Consider the following 18,886-nt stretch of genomic DNA (forward strand, 5'->3'; position numbering starts at 1 on the left):
GGCTCTGTGGCCTCGGAGCCCGGTGCTGGGGGCGCCCGCGGTGCCGCGGTGCCCGGCCGTGGCGAACTGCTTGTCCGGCCGGCCTCAGGCCCCGGCACCTCCACCCCCCTCGACCGGCCGGCGGCCCCGGTGCCCCTCGCCCCGTCCCGGCTCTGGCCGAAGTCGTTCGCCGATCGGCTCACCGCGCCGTTGCCCGGCCTTCGGGACTTCGCGCGGTTCGCTCGTGAAGGTGCCCTGCGGCCCACCCCCGAAGGCCTCGCCGACATTCAGCGGCTGCCCTTCGAGCCGGGGCCCCTGCCGCGCGTGGACGACCGCACCGTCGCCCTCACCTGGGTCGGGCACGCCAGCTGGGTCGTGCGGATCGGCGGGCTCACGGTCCTCACCGATCCCGTCTGGTCCCGCAAGATCCTCGGCACCCCGGCCCGCGTCACACCCCCCGGAGTCGCCTGGAGCGCGCTGCCGCGCGTCGACGCGGTCGTCATCAGCCACAACCACTACGACCACCTGGACGCCCCGACCCTCGCCCGACTCCCCAGGGACACACCGGTGTTCGTACCCGCCGGGCTCGGACGGTGGTTCACGCGCCGCCGGTTCACCAGGGTCACCGAGCTCGACTGGTGGGAGGCAGCCGAACTCGCTGGGGTGCGCCTCGACTTCGTGCCCGCCCACCACTGGTCCAAGCGCAGCCTCGTAGACACGTGCCGGACGCTGTGGGGCGGGTGGATCCTCACCGACCGCGACGGGCAACGCGTCTACTTCGCCGGCGACACGGGTTACGGCCACTGGTTCGAGCGGATCGGCGCCCGCTATCCCGGCATCGACCTGGCCCTCCTGCCGATCGGCGCCTACCACCCGCGGTGGTGGCTCAGCGACGTCCACTGCGATCCGGAGGAGGCGGTGCGGGCGGCGGCCGACGTCGGGGCGCGCCGCATCGCCCCGATGCACTGGGGCACGTTCCTGCTGTCCGGTGAGCCCGTGCTCGAACCGCTGACACGGGTGCGGGGCGCCTGGGAGGCGGCAGGGATGGCTCGGGAGGACCTGTGGGACCTGCCGGTCGGTTCGTCCCGCGTACTCGCCAGGGGTCCGCGCTCCTAGGCCTTGATCCGCTGGTCAGGGCTTGGCTCGGTACATGCTCCTCACGTGCTTTTCCGCGGGCGAGTCGTGGCTTGTCGCGCAGTTCCCCGCGCCCCTTACGGGGCGCTGCCGAGCCGCTCAGGACGCCGTACGCCGGACCTTGCGCCACACCGTCGGCGCCACGCTGATCAGCACCGTGAGACCGACCGCCACCACCACGCCCTCCCACGGCTCCTTGAAGAGGGAGCCGCCGAGGATGCCGATCAGCTGGTACGTCACGGCCCAGGCGAGGCACGCCGGCACGTCGCCGCGGGCGAACTCGCGGGGCGGCATCTTGGCCATCAGACAGGCCAGCATCACCGGAATCCGCCCGGCGGGCACGAGCCGGGAAAGGACGAGGACCAGGACCCCGTGGTCCGCGAGCTTGGCCTGCGCCTGCGCGAGACGGTCCTCGGGCGCGCGGTCACGGATCGCCGCGAGCCAGCGCGAGCCGTTCTTCGAGCGCATGCCCCGCCGCCCGAGCCAGTACAGCGCCATGTCCCCGAGGAACGCGGCGAACGCCGAGACCCCGAACACCACGAGCAGCGCGAAGGGCGCCGATTGGTGCACTGCCACCACGGCGGCCGAACTGACCAGGGCGCCCGTGGGCACCACCGGCACCAGCGCGCCGAGCACGATGAGCAGGAACAGCGACGGATAGCCGACCGCCTGCTGCGTCGACTCCGGTGGCACCTGGGCCGCCGCGGCGAGGATCACTGAGGCTCTCCCTTGGTGACCTCGGGCCGCACGCTCTCGCCGTGCCCCAGGCGGTGCACCGCCACCTCGGGCGCGAGCAGCGCGGCCTGGCGCACGAACTCCTCGCCCGGCGTGTGGAATTCGTGCGGCCGTACGGCGTCCATGCCGTACGGCCAGTACGTCCCGTAATGCACCGGCACCGCACTGCGCGGCGCGATCCTGGCGAGGGCGACCGCCGCGCGGCCCGCGTCGAGATGACCATGGCCGAGATACGGCCCCCAGCCGCCGACCGGAAGCAGCGCCACGTCGACGTCCCCGACCTCGTCGGCCATGGAGTCGAAAAGACCGGTGTCCCCGGCGAAGTACGTCCGCGCCTCGCCCCGCACCACGAAGCCGAGGGCGGGCGCGGCGTGCGGGCCCACGGGCAACCGCCGCCCGTCGTGCCGCGCCGTCACCACCCGTACGACGAGTTCGCCGATCCGCACCTCGTCCCCCGGCACGACGTCGATGAGACGCAGATGGGAGAGCCTGCGCGCGAGCCCCGGCACCTGCCGGCGGGCGCCGCGCGGCAGCAGCACGCGCGTGCCGGGGGCGATCCGCGCGAGGGACGGCAGATGCAGATGGTCGGCGTGCAGATGGGAGAGGAGCACGGCGTCGGCGACGGCCGCCTCGGGGGGCGGGAGCGCGCCTCTGCGCCGGCGCAGATGGGCGAGGCGGCGGGCGAACAGCGGGTCGGTGAGCACCCGGAGCCCGGAGTCCTCGACCGTGCAGGTGGCATGACCCCACCAGGTGATCTCCACCGGCACTCCGGTTCCTCCTTCGCGCGACTGTTTACGAGCCTACGGCCAGGAGTAGGGTCTTCGGCTGACGCCAGTGGTGAGGACGCCAGAGGTGAGGGGGACGCGATGGGAGACACCGCGAGCGTGACAGTGCTGCGGGTCGCGGCGATCGCAAGCCTGACACCGCTGGAGGAGCTGGACGCCGATCCCTTCCTGGTGGACTCCCGCAGCCAGCACGCGATGTGCGCGCGATGGGCCGCCGCCAGGGGATACGTCGTCACCCGGGAACTCGTCGTCCGCGGGCTGCCCGCCGATCACGCCGTGCTCTGGGCCGACGTCGACGACGGGCTCGTGGACCTCTTCGTCGTGCCGAGCCGCCGGGTCCTCGACAGCGCGCTGCGCTCGCCGGACGAGTTCACCGCGGAGTGCGGGCGGCGCGGGGTGCGGATCGAGACGGCGGGCCTCGAGGAACCGTCGTACGACGCGGTGATGAAGGCCCATGTCCACCGGCGGCTTTCCATGCCGACCGCGGGGTACGACGGCCGTTGACCCTTCCCCGCCCACTGACCCTTTCACCCTGTGACACGCTGGTGTCCTGATCTGTCATGAAACGTGAGGCGGCACGGCGTGGGGCGAGGGCGATGGCGGTCGGTCGGCAGTGCTCTGTGGCGCTCCGTCGCCGTGTGGCTGGTCAGTACGCTCACCATGCTCGCGCTCGCCGGGATCCTGCCCGACTTCCAGCTGCAGTCCGACGACGGTGACAGCGCCACCCGCATCGCCGTCACGGCCGCCCTGGGCGCCGGAGCCTTCGGCCTGCTCTCCTCGCTGGTGTGGCCCCTGCTCGTGCGGGCCCTGCTGCTCGTGCCCGCGCTCGTGCTCGGACTTCTCGCCTTCTTCCTCAACGGGTCGCTGCTCCTGCTCGCCCTCGGGCTGATTCCGGACGGCCGCGGTGAGGCCAACGCCGAGACCGCGGTCGTCGTCGCCGCCGTCATGTCCGCCGTCGCCTCCGCCACCGGCGGCGCCCTCGCCGTCCGCGACGACGACGCCTACCGCCGCCGCCTCTACCGGCTTGCCGACCGCAGGCGCCGCCGCCGTTCCGAAGGCAGGGTCGGCCCCGTCCCGCCCGGCACCGTCTTCATCCAGCTCGACGGCGTGGGCCACGACGTCCTGCGCACCGCCGTGGACAAGGGCCTCATGCCGACCGTCGCGGGCTGGCTCGGCCAGGGGCGCGAGCCGAGCCACCGGCTCACCCCCTGGCGCACCGACTGGTCGAGCCAGACCGGGGCGAGCCAGCTCGGGATCCTGCACGGCTCCAACCACGATGTCCCCGCCTTCCGTTGGTACGAGAAGGACACCGGGGAGGTCATGGTCTCCAACCGGCCCGCGTCAGCCGCCGAGCTCCAGCGCCGCGCCATCGAGCGCACCGGCGACGCCGGCCTCCTCGCCCTCGACGGCGCGAGCCGCGGCAACCTCTTCAGCGGCGGCGCCGGGCAGGTCGCCCTCGTGCTCTCCATGGCCGCACGCCGCGGCAAGGAGAACCGCTCGCGCGCCGGGTACTTCGCCTACTTCTCCGACCCCGCCAACGCCGTCCGCACCGCCCTGTCCTTCGTCGCCGAAGTCGGCCGTGAGATGGGCGAGTCGACCCGCGCCCGGATCAGGAAGCGGCGTCCGCGCGTCAGCCGTGGCGGGCTCTACCCCTTCATCCGCGCCTTCGCGACCGTCGTCGAGCGCGATGTCGTCGTCGCCGCTGTCATCGGGGACATGCTCGCCGGGCGCAGCGCGGTCTACGCCGACCTCGTCGCCTACGACGAAGTGGCCCACCACTCCGGCCCCTGCGGCAGCGACGTGGACAAGGTGCTCCAGCGGCTCGACCGGTCCCTCGCGCTGATCACGAAGGTCGCCGAACACGCCCCCCGCGCCTACCGCATCGTGGTCCTCTCCGACCACGGCCAAAGCCCCGGCGAGACCTTCCGCGCCCGCTACGGCCTCACCCTCGGCGACCTCGTCAGGGCAGGCTGCGGCCTGCCCGTGCCGCGCAAGGCGCAGCACACGCACAGCGGTGCCGAGGCCCGCTCGACAGTCCGCGCCGCGCTGCGCCGCCCCGTCGAGGAAGGCGCGGGCGAACACCGCCCCGCCCGCCGCGCCGAGCCCGTCGTCCTCGCCTCCGGCAACCTCGGCCTCGTCTCCTTCCCCGACGTCCCCCGCCGCATGACCCGCGAGGAGATCGACCTCCGTCACCCGGCGCTCCTGCCCACCCTCGCCAACCACCCGGGCATCGGCTTCCTCCTCGTACGCAGCAAGGAGCGCGGCCCGGTCGTCCTCGGCGCGCGCGGCGGCGAGGTGTACCTCGACGAAGGAGACGCAGAAGACGCGGAACCCGACGGCCTCGGGCCGCTCGCCGACTTCGGGCCCGGCGCCGCCGACGCCGTGCGCCGCACGGACGGCTTCCCGCACGTCGCCGACATCATGGTCAACTCCTGGTACGACCCTCAGGACGGCGAAGTCCTCGCCTTCGAGGAGCAGATCGGCTCGCACGGCGGACTCGGCGGCGCCCAGGCCCAGCCGTTCCTCCTGTCGCCCCTCGTGCTGTCCGCGCCGCTCGACGACGGGCAGGAACTCGTCGGCGCCGAGCAGGTCCACGAGGTCCTCCGGCGCTGGCTCGGCGAGCATCTGGGTGCCGAGATTCCGCTGGTCGGAGAGGTTGCCGCGGCTGTGGACGATTCCCGGCACGGCGGCCCGGAGGGCACAGCTTTTGCGGTCGCCGACCCTGCCGCGCAGGACAAAACACACTGATTTTGCGCGGTCCGCGCCGTGCCCGACCATGTCTCTCGCCCCGGCGATCCCGGGCGTCTTCGGCACGATGAGAGGCACCACCCCATGCACGACACCGGAACCGCGATCCAGCCGGCTCCGGCCCCCGACCAGGAAGAGCGGCGGACAGAGCAGCACGACGACGGCGGCAGCAGGCACGCCCGCCGCTTCGGCCTTCCCATCGCCACCTGCCTCGTCATGGGCAACATCATCGGCGGCGGCATCTTCCTGCTCCCGGCCTCCGTCGCCCCCTTCGGGACCATCAGCCTCGTCGCGTTCGGCGTCCTTACCGCGGGCGCCATCGCCCTCGCCCTGGTCTTCGGCCGGCTCGCGCAGCGCGATCCGCGCACCGGCGGACCGTACGTCTACGCCCGCGCCGCGTTCGGCGACTTCGCCGGCTTCCTCGCGGCCTGGTCCTACTGGGCCACCGCCTGGGTGTCGAACGCCGCGCTCGCCGTCGCCGCCGTCGGCTATCTGGACGTCCTGATACCGGTGGGCGACCACAAGTGGACCGCCTGCCTGGCCGCCCTGGTCCTGCAACTCCTGCCCGCACTCGCGAACTTCGCGGGCACCCGCTACGTCGGCGCGGTCCAGGTCGTCGCCACCGTCCTGAAGTTCGTGCCCCTGCTCCTGGTCGCGATCGGCGGGCTCTTCTTCTTCGACAGCGCCAACCTCGGGCCCTTCCAGGCGAGCGACGACAGCCCGGCCGGTGCGATCTCCGCGTCCGCCGCGATCCTGCTCTTCTCCTACCTGGGCGTGGAATCGGCGGCGGTCAGCGCCGGTGAGGTGCGCGACCCGCGACGCAACGTCGGGCGCGCCACCATCCTCGGCACCCTCGGCGCCGCCCTCGTCTATCTGCTCGGCACCCTCGCCGTCTTCGGCACCGTCGCCCATGACAAGCTCGTCGGCTCCACCGCACCCTTCTCGGACGCCGTCAACGTCATGTTCGGCGGCTCCTGGGGCGGTACGGCGGTGGCGCTCGCGGCGGTCGTCTCGATCCTCGGCGCTCTTAACGGCTGGACCCTGCTGAGCGCCCAGACGCCGTACGCCGCCGCCAAGGACGGGCTCTTCCCCGCGGCCTTCGGCAAGAAGAAGCGCGGCGTGCCGACCGTGGGCGTCCTGGTCACCGTCGTCCTGGCCGCGCTGCTCACCGTCTACAACTACACGGCGGGATCGAGCGGCGTCTTCGAGTCCCTCGTCCTGATCACCACGTTCACCGCGACCGTGCCCTACCTCCTGGCCACCGTCGCGCAGATCTACTTCCTCGTCTCCGGGCAGGGCGAGCGCGTCAACCGGGCCCGCCTGGTGCGGGACGGTGTCCTCGCGGGCATCGCGTTCGGATTCTCCATGTGGCTCGTCGCCGGGTCCGGATACGCGGCCGTCTACCAGGGCGTCCTGTTCCTCTTCGCGGGCGTGCTCGTCTACGCGTGGATGGCGGCCCGCAAGGAGCGGACCGCCACCCACTGATGTCTCCGTACTACCTGGCCAGCGGCGCAACCACCCAGCGGCGGGTGGTGAACATGCCGTCGGACGGGCCGATCTCGATCAGCTTGCGGGCGGCCGGGTAGGCCTCGTTACCCTCGATCTCATAGCCGACGTCGAACGTGCCCGGCACGTCCCTGACCTCGGGCTCCCGCTGTGCGGCGGCACCCTGACCGCCCGGCTCGTCGGCCGTGACGGCGGCGAGCTCGGCGAGCAGCTTCCGCTGGGCCGCGGCGAGAGCCTCGCGCGGGTCGCGTGCCCGCGGCGCGGCGGCCGCGGCCGTGCCGCCCTGGGGCGGCGGCGCGATGTCGGTGCTCGGCTCGCGCGTCGTGCCGGTGGTCTCGCGCGTGGAGATCTGCGCCTGGATGACGGTCGCGTCGTTGTCCAGGGCCACGCGGATGAGACCGCGGTCGGGCGTGATGACCGGTATGCCGTCGAAGACCTGCCGGAACGTCACATGGGTCTCAAGCGACACCGGCTCGCCCAGCTCGGAGCCGTCCTTCGCCCCGGAGTTCTGCATCAGGTCGTGCACGCTGTCCACGACGAGCTCGGCTCCGTCGGCGTGCTGCGCGGCGAACTCGTGCGCCGCCTCGACCGCCCGCTCCGTGGGCAGCTGCCGCAGGTTGCGGTGGTTGGCCTCGGCGAGCTTGACCCACCGGACGGCGTGCGGAGCCGTGGAGACGGTCCGGTCACCGGAGGTGGCGCTGAGCACGCCCTGCCGCTCGACCTGCACCTCCTGCAGCGCCGCCGACGGGAAGTCGGCGATGCGGCCCATCTTGGTGAGCTCATCGCCCGGGTCGCGCGGCGCGAGCTGCACGATCTGCGGGCCGGCCGGTGCCTGCGTCAGCGGCTCCCTGAGGGAGTCGCGCGCGTAGTACCAGCGCCACACGTACCAGTTGTCCGGCACGTGCTCGCGGTAGAGGGTGCGCTCGCCGTTGAGCCGGGCCGTGGCCTCGGCCTGGTTGGCGCCGACCGCGCAGACCGAGGGCGCCTGGCCCTTGTAGATGTCCCAGCTCGCGTTCAGCCACGCGTCGGTGAACGTCTGCCCGGCCCGCCACTTCTCCCAGAACTTCTTGCCGTAGTCCGGGCTGTCGATACTGACCGTCTCGAACCCGAAGAGCATGCGGAAGCCGATGTTGGGCCCCGCCCAGGTGCGGATCGGTGAGTGCCCGCCGAGGACCCGCAGCGAGGTGCAGGTCGACCAGAAGACGTAGTTGGCCTTCTCGTTGCCCAGCGCCATCCGGTTCGAGATCGCGTCGCTGCGGCCGTCCCAGACCGCGCCGAGCGGCGCGAAGAAGACGCCGTTGCCGTCCATGCCGCCGTGGCCCGAGTGGTAGACGGCGACCACCGCGTCCATGCCGTAGCGGTCCTGCCAGTTGTCGTACGTCTCCTCGTACGCCCAGACCTGCGCCCCGCCGTCCGCGAACCAGAAGTTGCGGTCGTAGAACTGCTGGAGATACGCCAGCCACCCGGAGGCGTCGGCATGGGTGTGGAAGAGAGGTGACTGGTTGACGAACTTCTGGACGCTGAAAGCGCCCCACCAGCCGAACGTCGAGTCACGGTCACCGGCGGCTCCGGGCTTCGCACCTTCCAGTGGAGACGGACCGCGTTCCGAGTAGTTCATGCGCATGGCCAAACCCCCTGAGTGGACTCCTCGTCCCGTGGGCGAGGGGGCCTCAAAGTGTCACCGTGGACGCGCCTTGCACAGTTGCGATTTCGGCCATAGCGACCGTGCACCGGGACTGTCGTGGCGCCTCAGGCACCCCGCCTCTCCCTGCTGAGGAGCCTGCCGCGGATCTTCTGCAGGCGGGGCATCAGGACGTACACGACCGTGAGGACGACGGCCGCGCTGAGGAGCAGGGTCTGGACGACCATGGGCAGTTTCGTCAGCCAGGAATGGAAGAGCAGCTCCAGGACCGTGAGCGTCGGGAAGACCGAGAGCCAGATCATCAGGGCCATGTGGTGACGGGGCGGGGGAGCGGTCTGCATGAGGGTTCCTTCCGGGAATCCGGGAATATCCAACCAACTGTTTGGAGATTGGTGCCGGAAAGCTAACACGAGCCCGGACAATCTCCAAACAGTTGGTTGGGTATGCTGGCTCCATGGCCTGGGACACCGCACGCACCCGGCAGGCGCTGCTCGACGCCGCCGTGGACGAGTTCGCCGAGCACGGCTTCGACGGCGCCCGCATCGACCGCGTGGGGAAGCGCGCGGGCGTCAACAAGGAGCGGATCTACCAGTACTTCGGCAACAAGGAGAAGCTCTTCGGGTGCGTCCTGGAGGCCGAGCTCGACCGCATCGCCACCGCCATCCCGGTCACCGTCGAGCAGGCCGCCGACCTCGGTGACTACGCGGGCCGGCTGTACGACTACCACCGCTCCCGCCCCCAGTTCATCCGGCTCCTGCACTGGGAGGGCCTGCGTGACACCGGCGCCCCCGCCCTCAAGGAGCCCGAGCGCACCGCCACCTACGGGTCGAGGGTCGAGGCGCTGGCCCAGGCCCAGCGCGACGGCACTCTGGATCCGGACCTCGATCCCAAGGCGCTGTTCTACGCCGTACTGGCCCTCGGTGCCTGGTGGTTCAGCGTGCCGCAGGCGGTGCGGATGATCTTCGGCGGAGAGCAGCGGCCGGAGACGGAGCGGGACGCCCTGATCGGACTTGTACGGCGACTGGCCGGTCAGGGTGACAGCTGACCCGCAACCCCCATGGGCCGCGACCCCTTGGGTCGTCCGGCGGTCGCCCGCCGTTCACCGCCCGTGGGCCGGTCTTCCGCGTGCGCCGAGTCAGGGTGTGATCGGATGGGCGCACGGAAGTTCCGCGACGCATCACGGAACCGCACTGAAGGGATCTACATCGTGGCTACCACGCGCTCCGCGCACACGGTCTGGGAAGGCAACCTGCTGGAGGGCTCCGGCACGGTCACCTTCGACTCCTCCGGGATCGGGGAGCAGGCCGTGTCCTGGCCGTCCCGCGCCGAGCAGGCAGGCGGCAAGACCAGCCCGGAAGAGCTGATCGCCGCCGCGCACTCCAGCTGCTTCTCCATGGCCTTCTCGAACGGCCTGGACAAGGCGGGCACCCCGCCGACCCGCCTGGTGACCTCCGCCGACGTGACCTTCCAGCCGGGCACCGGCATCACCGGCATCCACCTCACCGTCGAGGGCACGGTGCCGGGCATGGACGAGGCCGCGTTCCTGGCGGCCGCCGAGGACGCCAAGGTCAACTGCCCGGTGAGCCAGGCACTGAAGGCCACGCCGATCACGCTGACGGCGAAGCTGGCCTGACGTACGGCTTTCCGCCATTTTCCGACGGTGCCGCCGTCCCCCAGGGGGCGGCGGCACCGTCATGGGCGGCATTGACAATGTGCCGCTCAAGTTTTGTGATGGAGGTCGAAGTACGCCGGGAAACGGGCTCGCGGTGGAAGGGGACTGGACATGGCACGTGCAGTCGGGATCGACCTCGGTACGACGAACTCGGTGGTGGCCGTCCTGGAGGGCGGTGATCCCACGGTCGTCGCCAACGCGGAGGGAGCGCGCACCACACCTTCGGTCATCGCCTTCGCGAAGAACGGCGACGTCCTCGTCGGAGAGGTCGCCAAGCGGCAGGCGGTGACGAACGTGGAGCGCACCGCACGCTCCGTCAAACGCCATATGGGTGACGGGAGTTGGCGCTTCCCCGAGGGCGGGTCGGTGGACGGCACCCGGTACACCGCGCAGGAACTGTCCGCCCGCGTCCTGCAGAAGCTCAAGCGTGACGCCGAGTCCTATCTGGGCGAGGACGTCACGGACGCGGTCGTCACCGTCCCCGCGTACTTCGACGACACGCAGCGCCAGGCCACCAAAGAGGCCGGCGAGATCGCGGGCCTGAACGTGCTCCGCATCATCAACGAACCCACCGCCGCGGCCCTCGCGTACGGCCTGGACAAGGGCGACGACCAGACCGTCCTCGTCTTCGACCTCGGCGGCGGCACCTTCGACGTCTCGCTCCTGGAGATGGGCGACGGCGTCATCGAGGTGAAGGCCACCAACGGCGACACGCAGCTGGGCGGCGACGACTGGGACCAGCGCGTCGTCGAGTACCTGGTGCGCCAGTTCAAGAACAACCACGGCGTGGACCTCGGCAAGGACAAGATGGCCCTGCAACGGCTGCGGGAGGGCGCGGAGAAGGCGAAGATCGAGCTGTCGTCGTCGAGCGAGACGGACATCAACCTGCCGTACGTCACGGCATCGGCGGACGGCCCCCTGCACCTGGCGGAGAAGCTGACCCGCGCTCAGTTCCAGGAGCTGACGGCGGACTTGCTGGAGCGCTGCCGCGGCCCCTTCCATCAGGCGGTGAAGGACGCGGGTGTGAAGCTCTCGGCCGTCGACCACGTGATCCTGGTGGGCGGTTCGACACGGATGCCCGCGGTCACGGAACTGGTCAAGGAACTCACCGGCAGCGAGCCGCACAAGGGCGTCAACCCCGACGAGGTGGTGGCCCTCGGCGCGGCGCTGCAGGCCGGTGTGATCAGGGGTGACGTGAAGGACGTCCTGCTCCTGGACGTGACGCCGCTGTCCCTCGGGATCGAGACCAAGGGCGGCATCATGACCAAGCTCATCGAACGCAACACCACCATTCCCACCCGGCGTTCGGAGACCTTCTCCACCGCCGAGGACAACCAGCCGTCGGTCGGCATCCAGGTCTTCCAGGGGGAGCGGGAGATCGCGGCGTACAACAAGAAACTGGGCGTCTTCGACCTGACGGGGCTGCCCCCGGCGCCGCGTGGCGTGCCCAAGATCGAGGTCACCTTCGACATCGACGCCAACGGCATCATGCACGTCTCCGCCAAGGACGAGGCGACGGGGCGCGAGCAGCGCATGACGGTCACGGGCGGCTCCGCACTGCCCAAGGACGACATCAACCGCATGGTGCGCGAGGCCGAGGAGCACGCGGAGGAGGACCGCAAACGGCGTGACGCCGCCGAGGCCCGCAACCAGGCGGAACAGCTCGTCTACCAGACGGAGCGGTTCCTGCGGGAGAACGAGGAGCGGGTCCCCGCGGAGACCCGGGCCGAAGTGGAGGCGGCAGCAGCGGAGTTGAAGGACCTCCTGAAGAACAGGGCCGACGACACGGCGGCGCTGCGCGTGGGCGCGGAGAAGCTGGCCGCTGTCAGTCAGCGGATGGGACAGGCCATGTACGCGAGTGCTGGCGAGGGCGCCCAACAGGAACCGGGAGCTCCGGGGCCCTCTGCCGAGGAAGGCGTGGTCGACGCGGAAATCGTGGACGAGGAAAAGCCGGGGGAGCAGGAGAAGCGGGCCGGGGAGTAGCGCACCGTCGATCACCGGCTTCGCCGAGTTCGTCCTCAAACGCCGGACGGGCTGTCATCAGCCCGTCCGGTGATCACGACCCCGTCTTCTCCCACCCCCGCCGCTCCGGACGCGGGCCGACCCTGCGTGGGTCCTTGCTGCGGTAGACCACGTACGGCCGGAAGAGATACTGCACCGGCGCGCTGAACATGTGCACGAGCCGCGTGAACGGAATCAGCGCGAACAGCGCCATCCCGACCACCGCGTGGATCTGGTACATGACCGGCACCCCCGCCATCAGCTCCGTGTCCGGCTGGAGAGTGAACAGGCTCCGTGCCCAAGGCGCCATCGACTCACGGTAGTTGTAGCCCTCACCCGACGCGTGCGTCAGTTTGGCCACCATGCCGAGCACGATCGCCGCGAACAGCACGAGGTACATCAGCTTGTCGTTGGCGGTCGTCGCACGGAACACCGGCGCGTTCGTGCGCCGCCGGTAGAGCAGCAGCAGGATGCCGAGCACCAGAAGGATGCCCGCCGCCGTGCCCCCGTACAGCGAGAACAGGTGGTAGGTGTGCTCGCTCACGCCCACCTTCTCCGTCCACGACTCCGGGATGAAGAGCCCCACCAGATGCCCGACGAGGACGAAGAGGATCCCGTAGTGGAACATCGGCGACGCGACATTGAGCAGCTTCGACTCGTACACCTGTGAAGAGCGCGTCGTCCAGCCGAACTTGTCGTAGCGATAGCGCCAGAGGAGGCCCGCCACCAGGAGGACGAAGGCCACGTACGGGATGACGCCCCACAGCAGCGTTCTCATCAGTGCTCCCCGATCAGTGCGAAGGGTTCAAGGCCGACGTCCTCCCGCGGGGGCCCCGACCTGGCAAGCGCCTGAGCCTCGGCCCGGTCCTTCGGCGAGGGCCCCGGCAGCGTCGCGCACACGGCGTCGAGTACGGGTGCGTACGGTGTGCCGAAGTCGGTGAGGGCGAGCCGCAGCAGTTCGAGGCCCGCGCGGTTCTCCTCCAGGAGGACAGGGCCCGCGTGCGCCGAGAACTCCAGGACCGCGGGCAGGAAGTCCGGCAGCTCCTCGCCGGTGAACTCCATGCCGTGCTCCCGGTAGACCTCCTTGAAGCGGACCAGGGCCATCCCGCGCCGCCGCGTGTCGCCGTCGCGCCACCAGCTCAGGTAGAGGCTGTGGCGGTTCTTGAAGTCGAAGACCTGGACGTAGTGCGCGGCCAGTTCGGACGCGTCGGTCTCCGCCGCGTGTGTCAGGAAGCGCTCCAACTCGGGTGCGGCAGCCGCCAGTTGCGGCAGTAGCCCGCGGAACTCCTCGTCCGGATAGGACAGACAGTGCGCGGCTGCCTGGTAGAGCACGGCGTGGTCGCTCACAGGGTGTCCTTCTCGGTGGCGGATGGCTGCTCGTCGGCGGTCTGCCGGTCCCGCAGGGCGTGGAAGTTCTCGATGGTCACAAGGGGGAGCTGCTGGCGGCCCGAGTCCTGACCGAAGGGACCGTCGCCGCCCATGCCCGGACCGTCCTCGTAGTCGAGGCTGCACGAGTCCGGCAGCGCGGACTCCTCAAGGCGCTGCGCGTCACCGACCGCGGCGGTGGGGATGACGTAGCGGTCCTCGTACTTCGCGATGGCCAGGAGCCGGTACATCTCCTCGATCTCCCGGCCCGACATGCCCACGGTCTCGGCGACCGAACTGTCCTGCCGCTCCCCGAGGTTGATGGCCCGCATGTGTGCCCGCATCGCCGCCAGCTTCTCCAGCGAGGCCCGTACGGGGCCCACGTCTCCGGCCGTGAAGATCTCCGCGAGGTATTCGAGCGGGATGCGCAGGGTGTCGATCGCGCCGAAGAGGTTGTCCAGGTCCTCGCCGTCGTGTCCGGTCTCGCTCAGCGCGTCCACGACCGGGGAGAGCGGGGGGATGTACCAGACCATCGGCATCGTCCGGTACTCCGGATGCAGCGGAAGCGCCACCTTGTACGTGCTGATCAGTGCGTGCACGGGGGAGCGGCGTGCCGCCTCGATCCAGTCGTGGGCGATCCCGGCCCGCTCGGCCTCACGCCGCACCTCGGGGTCCTCCGGGTCGAGGAAGACCCCCAACTGGGCCTCGTACAGCGCCTTGTCGTCCTGCACCGACGCCGCTTCCGTCACCTTGTCGGCGTCGTACAGGATCACACCCAGATACCGCAGCCGCCCCACGCACGTCTCCGAGCAGACCGTGGGCAGACCCACCTCCAGGCGCGGGTAGCACATCGTGCACTTCTCGGCCTTGCCGGTGCGGTGGTTGAAGTACACCTTCTTGTACGGGCAGCCCGTCACGCACTTGCGCCAGCCCCGGCAGCTGTCCTGGTCGACCAGGACGATGCCGTCCTCCTCGCGCTTGTACATCGCCCCGGACGGACAGGACGCCACACACGCCGGATTCAGGCAGTGCTCGCAGATCCGCGGCAGATAGAACATGAAGGTCTGCTCGAAGGCGAACTTCACCTTCTCGGCGGCCTTTTCGCGGGTCTTCGCCACCATCGGGTCGAGATCGCCGTGCTCCGTCGCGCCGCCCAGGTTGTCGTCCCAGTTCGACGACCACTCGATCTTCATGGGCTTGCCGCTGATCAGCGAGCGCGGTTCGGCGATGGGGTAGTCGTCGCCGAGCGGGGCGTCGGTGAGGTTCTTGTACTCGTACGTCCAGGGCTCGTAGTAGTCCTTGATCTCCGGCAGCTTGGGGTTGGAGAAGATCTCCAGGAGGGCCTTGATCCGGCCGCCGTTCTTGAGCTTCAGGGCGCCCTTCTTGTTCAGCTCCCAGCCGCCGCGCCACTTCTCCTGGTCCTCGTAGCGGCGCGGATAGCCCTGGCCCGGACGGGTCTCGACGTTGTTGAACCAGACGTACTCCATGCCGTCGCGGTTGGTCCACGCCTGCTTGCAGGTGACGGAGCAGGTGTGGCAGCCGATGCACTTGTCGAGGTTCATGACCATCGCGATCTGTGCCATGACGCGCATGTGTCAGTACTCCACCTTCTGCGAGCGGCGGCGGATGACCGTCACCTCGTCGCGCTGGTTGCCCGTCGGGCCCAGGTAGTTGAAGGCCCACGACAACTGGGCGTAGCCGCCGATGAGATGGGACGGCTTGAGGATGAGGCGGGTCAGGGAGTTGTGGATGCCGCCGCGCTTGCCGGTGGTCTCCGCCTTGGGGACGTTCACCGTGCGCTCCTGCGCGTGGTGCATGTAGACCGTGCCGGCCGGCATCCGGTGCGAGACGACCGCCCGCGCGACCACCACGCCGTTGCGGTTCACCGCCTCGATCCAGTCGTTGTCCTTCACGCCGATCGCGTCCGCGTCCTGCGGTGACATCCAGACGCACTGCCCGCCCCGGGAGAGCGACAGCATGAAGAGGTTGTCCTGGTACTCGGAGTGGATGGACCATTTGTTGTGCGGGGTGAGATAGCGGACCGTCACCTCCTTCTCGCCGTCCGGGCCGAGCCGTGGCTCTCCGAAGAGGCGGTTCATGTCCAGGGGCGGCCGGTAGACGGGCATCGCCTCGCCCAGCTCGTGGATCCAGTCGTGGTCGAGGAAGAAGTGCTGGCGCCCGGTGAGCGTGTGCCAGGGCTTGAGGTGCTCGGTGTTGAGCGTGAACGCCGTGTAGCGGCGCCCGCCGGACTCGCTGCCCGACCACTCGGGCGAGGTGATCACGGGGACGGGCGCCGCCTGCGTGTCGGCGTACGTGATGCGCTTGCCCTCGTGCTCGGCGGCCAGGTGCGCCATCTCCTGGCCCGTGCGCGCCTCCAGGGTGTGGAAGCCCTGCGTGGCGAGGCGGCCGTTCGTCGTGCCGGACAGGGCGAGGATGGTGTTCGCCGCCTTCACCGCCGTGTCCAGGGCGGGGCGTCCGTCGGCGGGGCCGCCGCGTACGACGCCGTTGCGCTCGCGCAGCTCGTCGACCTCCTGGTCGGGCCGAAGGGCGATGCCCTTCGCGGGCAGGCCCAGCTTCTCCGCCAGCGGGCCGAGCGCCGCGAACTTCGCGCCGATCGCCGTGTAGTCGCGCTCGACGACCGTCAGGCCCGGCATCGTCTTGCCCGGGATCGCCTCGCACTCGCCCTTGCGCCAGTCCAGGACGACACCGCCGGGCTGGGCGGTCTCGCCGGGGGTGTCGTGCTGGAGCGCGGTGGTGACGACGTCCTTGCGTACGCCGAGATGGTCCACGGCCAGCTCGCTGAGCCGGTCCGCGATCGCCTTGAACGTGTCGAAGTCGGTGCGGGCCTGCCAGGGCGGGTCGACGGCGGGGGTGAAGGAGTGCACGTAGGGGTGCATGTCCGTCGAGGAGAGGTCGTGCTTCTCGTACCAGGTGGCCGCGGGCAGGACCACGTCCGAGAGCAGCGTCGACGACGTCTGGCGGAAGTCCAGCGAGACGAGCAGATCGAGCTTGCCCTCGGGCGCCTGGTCGCGCCATGTCACCGTCGAGGGCCGCTCGTCGGGCGCCGCCTCCTCCGCCCGCAGCGAGGAGTGCGTGCCCAGCAGATGCTTGGTGAAGTACTCCGCGCCCTTCGCCGACGAGCCGAGCAGATTGGCGCGCCACAGGGTCAGGACGCGCGGCCAGTTCTCCGGGGCGTCCGGGTCCTCGCAGGCGAAGTTGAGGGTGCCTGCCTTGAGCTCGTCGACGACATTGGCGACGGGATCACCAGAAGCCCCCGAAGTGTCGCCCAGGTCAAGGGAGTTGCGGTCGAAGGTTGGATAGGACGGCATCCAGCCGGTGCGCGCCGAGAGCGCCAGGCAGTCGGCGCCCGTCATCCCGGCGAACCGCCCCTCGCCGAGCGGCGATGCGAGCACGTCCGCCGCGAACTTGTCGTAGCGCCACTGATCGGTGTTCAGGAACCAGTACGCGGCGCCGATCATCTGCCGCGGCGGCCTGCTCCAGTCGTTGGCGCTGGCCAGCGTCGCCCAGCCGGTCGCGGGGCGGCACTTCTCCTGCCCGACGTAGTGCGCCCAGCCGCCGCCGTTGCGGCCCTGGCAGCCGGTCAGCTGGAGCAGAGCCAGGAAGGCGCGGTAGATCGTCTCGGAGTGGAACCAGTGGTTGGTCCCCGCCCCCATGAGGATCATGCACCGGCCGCGCGACTGCTCCGCGGTCCTCGCGAACTCCCGCGCGATCTTCACCGCCTTCGCGGCCGGGACCGAGGTGTGCGCCTCCTGCCAGGCAGGGGTGCCGGGCGCGTCGGCATCCTCGTACGAAGAAGGCCACTCGCCCGGAAGCTCCTCGCGCCCGACGCCGTACTGCGCGAGCAGCAGGTCGAAGACCGTCGTGACGAGCGGCCCGTCCTGGCCGCCGAGCCGCGTGGCGGGCACCCCGCGGCGCACGACCTCGCCACGGCCCTGACCGTGCGTGCCGCCCTCGGTGTCGAAGCGGGGGAGCAGCACCTCGACGCCCGTGGCCACGTCGGAGCCGTGCAGGGAGAGCTGCGGCTTGATGTTGCCGAGCTCAAGATTCCACTTGCCCTTGCCGGAGTCGGTCCAGCGGAAGCCGAGCGAGCCGTTCGGGACGGCCGGGTGCCCGGTGTTCTCGTCCAGGACGGCCGTCTTCCAGTCGCCGCCCTCGCCGCTCTGACCGAGGTCGGTGGCGCGCAGGAACTTCGAAGGGACGTACGCGCCGTCGCGCTCGGTCAGCGTCACCAGGAAGGGCAGATCGGTGAACTTGCGCACGTAGTCGGTGAAGAAGTCCGTCTGCCGGTCGACGAAGAACTCCTTGAGGATGACGTGGCCCATCGCGATGGCGAGGGCTCCGTCCGTGCCGGGGTGCGGGTGCAGCCACTCGTCGGCGAACTTCGTGTTGTCCGCGTAGTCCGGCGACACGGCCACGACCTTCTGGCCGCGGTAGCGCGCCTCGGCCATCCAGTGCGCGTCGGGGGTGCGGGTGACGGGGACGTTCGAGCCCCACATCATCAGATACGCGGCGTCCCACCAGTCACCCGACTCCGGTACGTCGGTCTGGTCGCCGAACACCTGCGGTGAGGCGACCGGCAGGTCCGCGTACCAGTCGTAGAAGGAGAGCATGGGCGCGCCGATCAGCGACATGAAGCGGGCGCCCGCCGCGTGCGACACCATCGACATCGCGGGGATGGGGGAGAAGCCCGCGACCCGGTCGGGGCCGTGCGTCTTGATCGTGTGGACGTGCGCCGCGGCGATGATCTCGACGGCCTCGTCCCAGGTGGCCCGCACCAGCCCGCCCTTGCCGCGCGCCTGCTGGTACGTCCTGCGCCGCTCGGGGTCGTTCTGGATGTCCGCCCAGGCCAGGACAGGGTCCCGCAGCCGGGACTTCGCCTCGCGGTACATCTCCAGGAGCACGCCCCGCAGGTAGGGGTAGCGCACGCGGGTCGGCGAGTACGTGTACCAGGAGAACGCGGCGCCTCGGGGGCAACCGCGCGGCTCGTACTCGGGGCGGTCGGGGCCGACGGAGGGGTAGTCGGTCTGCTGGGTCTCCCAGGTGATGATGCCGTCCTTGACGTACACCTTCCAGCGGCAGGAGCCCGTGCAGTTCACGCCGTGCGTCGAGTTCACGACCTTGTCGTGGCTCCACCGGTCCCGGTAGAAGGCGTCCGCGTCCCGGCCGCCGACGAGTCCGATGCTGTGCAGGTCGGGGGCGGCGGTGCCGCGGCGGAAGAACTTGCCCGCACGCAGCAGCGCGGCGCCGGGCTCGGTCGTCTCTGTCACCCTTGAGCTCCCTAGGTCTGCCTTTCAACGA

At 70.5% G+C, this 18,886-nt stretch carries 15 protein-coding genes; 7 read left to right on the forward strand and 8 right to left on the reverse strand.

The features are described 5' to 3' along the window. The first annotated feature begins 66 nt into the window (after positions 1 to 66). On the forward strand, positions 67 to 1,095 hold the full coding sequence (locus E5671_RS37015) for an MBL fold metallo-hydrolase (RefSeq protein WP_202122609.1): 1,029 nt from the start codon (positions 67 to 69) through the stop codon (positions 1,093 to 1,095). Between the two features lie 117 nt (positions 1,096 to 1,212). Here E5671_RS37015 and E5671_RS37020 read toward each other — a convergent pair whose 3' ends face one another. After that, the gene (locus E5671_RS37020; RefSeq protein WP_160510652.1) at positions 1,213 to 1,827 is read right to left on the reverse strand and encodes a VTT domain-containing protein; all 615 of its coding nucleotides are present in this window, start codon (positions 1,825 to 1,827) and stop codon (positions 1,213 to 1,215) included. Next, a complete protein-coding gene (locus tag E5671_RS37025; RefSeq protein WP_160508331.1) occupies positions 1,827 to 2,615 on the reverse strand; it encodes an MBL fold metallo-hydrolase in 789 nt (262 codons plus the stop codon). The genes E5671_RS37020 and E5671_RS37025 overlap by 1 nt, the downstream gene beginning before the upstream one ends. Before the next feature lie 99 nt (positions 2,616 to 2,714). Between E5671_RS37025 and E5671_RS37030 the strand changes: the two genes are divergently transcribed. The 3 genes from E5671_RS37030 to E5671_RS37040 all read left to right on the forward strand — a co-directional run bounded on the left by E5671_RS37030 (position 2,715) and on the right by E5671_RS37040 (position 6,866). Beyond that, positions 2,715 to 3,137, forward strand: a complete 423-nt coding sequence (locus E5671_RS37030; RefSeq protein WP_202121413.1) for a hypothetical protein — start codon at positions 2,715 to 2,717, stop codon at positions 3,135 to 3,137. Positions 3,138 to 3,215: 78 nt separating this feature from the next. Continuing rightward, the gene (locus E5671_RS37035) at positions 3,216 to 5,381 is read left to right on the forward strand and encodes an alkaline phosphatase family protein (protein ID WP_160508333.1); all 2,166 of its coding nucleotides are present in this window, start codon (positions 3,216 to 3,218) and stop codon (positions 5,379 to 5,381) included. A gap of 84 nt (positions 5,382 to 5,465) precedes the next feature. Continuing rightward, positions 5,466 to 6,866: an amino acid permease gene (locus E5671_RS37040; RefSeq protein ID WP_160508335.1), complete on the forward strand. Its 1,401-nt coding sequence runs from the start codon at positions 5,466 to 5,468 to the stop codon at positions 6,864 to 6,866. Positions 6,867 to 6,876: 10 nt separating this feature from the next. Here E5671_RS37040 and E5671_RS37045 read toward each other — a convergent pair whose 3' ends face one another. Together E5671_RS37045 and E5671_RS37050 are read right to left on the reverse strand one after the other, a co-directional pair. After that, entirely contained in the window at positions 6,877 to 8,511 is a 1,635-nt protein-coding gene (locus E5671_RS37045) for a DUF6345 domain-containing protein (protein ID WP_160508337.1), read from the reverse strand. A 125-nt stretch (positions 8,512 to 8,636) separates the two neighbouring features. Continuing rightward, entirely contained in the window at positions 8,637 to 8,870 is a 234-nt protein-coding gene (locus E5671_RS37050) for a hypothetical protein (RefSeq protein WP_160508339.1), read from the reverse strand. A 113-nt stretch (positions 8,871 to 8,983) separates the two neighbouring features. Here E5671_RS37050 and E5671_RS37055 point away from each other — a divergent pair, with 113 nt between their 5' ends. The 3 genes from E5671_RS37055 (at position 8,984) to dnaK (ending at position 12,184) form a co-directional block, all read left to right on the forward strand. Then, positions 8,984 to 9,574, forward strand: coding sequence for a TetR family transcriptional regulator (locus tag E5671_RS37055; protein WP_160508341.1), 591 nt, complete (start codon positions 8,984 to 8,986; stop codon positions 9,572 to 9,574). 162 nt (positions 9,575 to 9,736) lie between these two features. Continuing rightward, positions 9,737 to 10,162: an OsmC family peroxiredoxin gene (locus E5671_RS37060; RefSeq protein ID WP_160508343.1), complete on the forward strand. Its 426-nt coding sequence runs from the start codon at positions 9,737 to 9,739 to the stop codon at positions 10,160 to 10,162. Positions 10,163 to 10,312: 150 nt separating this feature from the next. Continuing rightward, positions 10,313 to 12,184 (forward strand): molecular chaperone DnaK, encoded by a 1,872-nt coding sequence (gene dnaK, locus E5671_RS37065; protein WP_160508345.1) that lies wholly within the window; start codon positions 10,313 to 10,315, stop codon positions 12,182 to 12,184. A 73-nt stretch (positions 12,185 to 12,257) separates the two neighbouring features. Here the strand turns inward: dnaK and narI are convergent, their stop codons facing one another. Genes narI through E5671_RS37085 form a run of 4 tightly spaced genes read right to left on the reverse strand, consistent with a single transcriptional unit; the run spans position 12,258 to position 18,855 of the window. Further along, positions 12,258 to 12,980, reverse strand: coding sequence for a respiratory nitrate reductase subunit gamma (gene narI, locus E5671_RS37070; protein ID WP_160508348.1), 723 nt, complete (start codon positions 12,978 to 12,980; stop codon positions 12,258 to 12,260). Further along, on the reverse strand, positions 12,980 to 13,549 hold the full coding sequence (narJ, locus tag E5671_RS37075; RefSeq protein ID WP_160508350.1) for a nitrate reductase molybdenum cofactor assembly chaperone: 570 nt from the start codon (positions 13,547 to 13,549) through the stop codon (positions 12,980 to 12,982). Before narJ ends, narI begins: the two co-directional genes overlap by 1 nt. After that, a complete protein-coding gene (gene narH, locus E5671_RS37080) occupies positions 13,546 to 15,159 on the reverse strand; it encodes a nitrate reductase subunit beta (protein ID WP_160508352.1) in 1,614 nt (537 codons plus the stop codon). The genes narJ and narH overlap by 4 nt, the downstream gene beginning before the upstream one ends. Before the next feature lie 3 nt (positions 15,160 to 15,162). Next, positions 15,163 to 18,855, reverse strand: a complete 3,693-nt coding sequence (locus E5671_RS37085) for a nitrate reductase subunit alpha (protein WP_160508354.1) — start codon at positions 18,853 to 18,855, stop codon at positions 15,163 to 15,165. Between the last annotated feature and the right edge of the window lie 31 nt (positions 18,856 to 18,886).

The organism is Streptomyces sp. BA2, assembly GCF_009769735.1.
Lineage (GTDB): Bacteria > Actinomycetota > Actinomycetes > Streptomycetales > Streptomycetaceae > Streptomyces.

What these genes read in the sequence shown, in the direction of transcription:
- E5671_RS37030 (WP_202121413.1), top strand. Translation starts at nt 2,715, where the DNA reads ATGGGAGACACCGCGAGCGTGACAGTGCTGCGGGTCGCGGCGATCGCA.
- E5671_RS37040 (WP_160508335.1), top strand. Translation starts at nt 5,466, where the DNA reads ATGCACGACACCGGAACCGCGATCCAGCCGGCTCCGGCCCCCGACCAG.
- E5671_RS37045 (WP_160508337.1), bottom strand. Translation starts at nt 8,511, where the DNA reads ATGCGCATGAACTACTCGGAACGCGGTCCGTCTCCACTGGAAGGTGCG.
- E5671_RS37050 (WP_160508339.1), bottom strand. Translation starts at nt 8,870, where the DNA reads ATGCAGACCGCTCCCCCGCCCCGTCACCACATGGCCCTGATGATCTGG.
- E5671_RS37055 (WP_160508341.1), top strand. Translation starts at nt 8,984, where the DNA reads ATGGCCTGGGACACCGCACGCACCCGGCAGGCGCTGCTCGACGCCGCC.
- dnaK (WP_160508345.1), top strand. Translation starts at nt 10,313, where the DNA reads ATGGCACGTGCAGTCGGGATCGACCTCGGTACGACGAACTCGGTGGTG.
- narI (WP_160508348.1), bottom strand. Translation starts at nt 12,980, where the DNA reads ATGAGAACGCTGCTGTGGGGCGTCATCCCGTACGTGGCCTTCGTCCTC.
- narH (WP_160508352.1), bottom strand. Translation starts at nt 15,159, where the DNA reads ATGCGCGTCATGGCACAGATCGCGATGGTCATGAACCTCGACAAGTGC.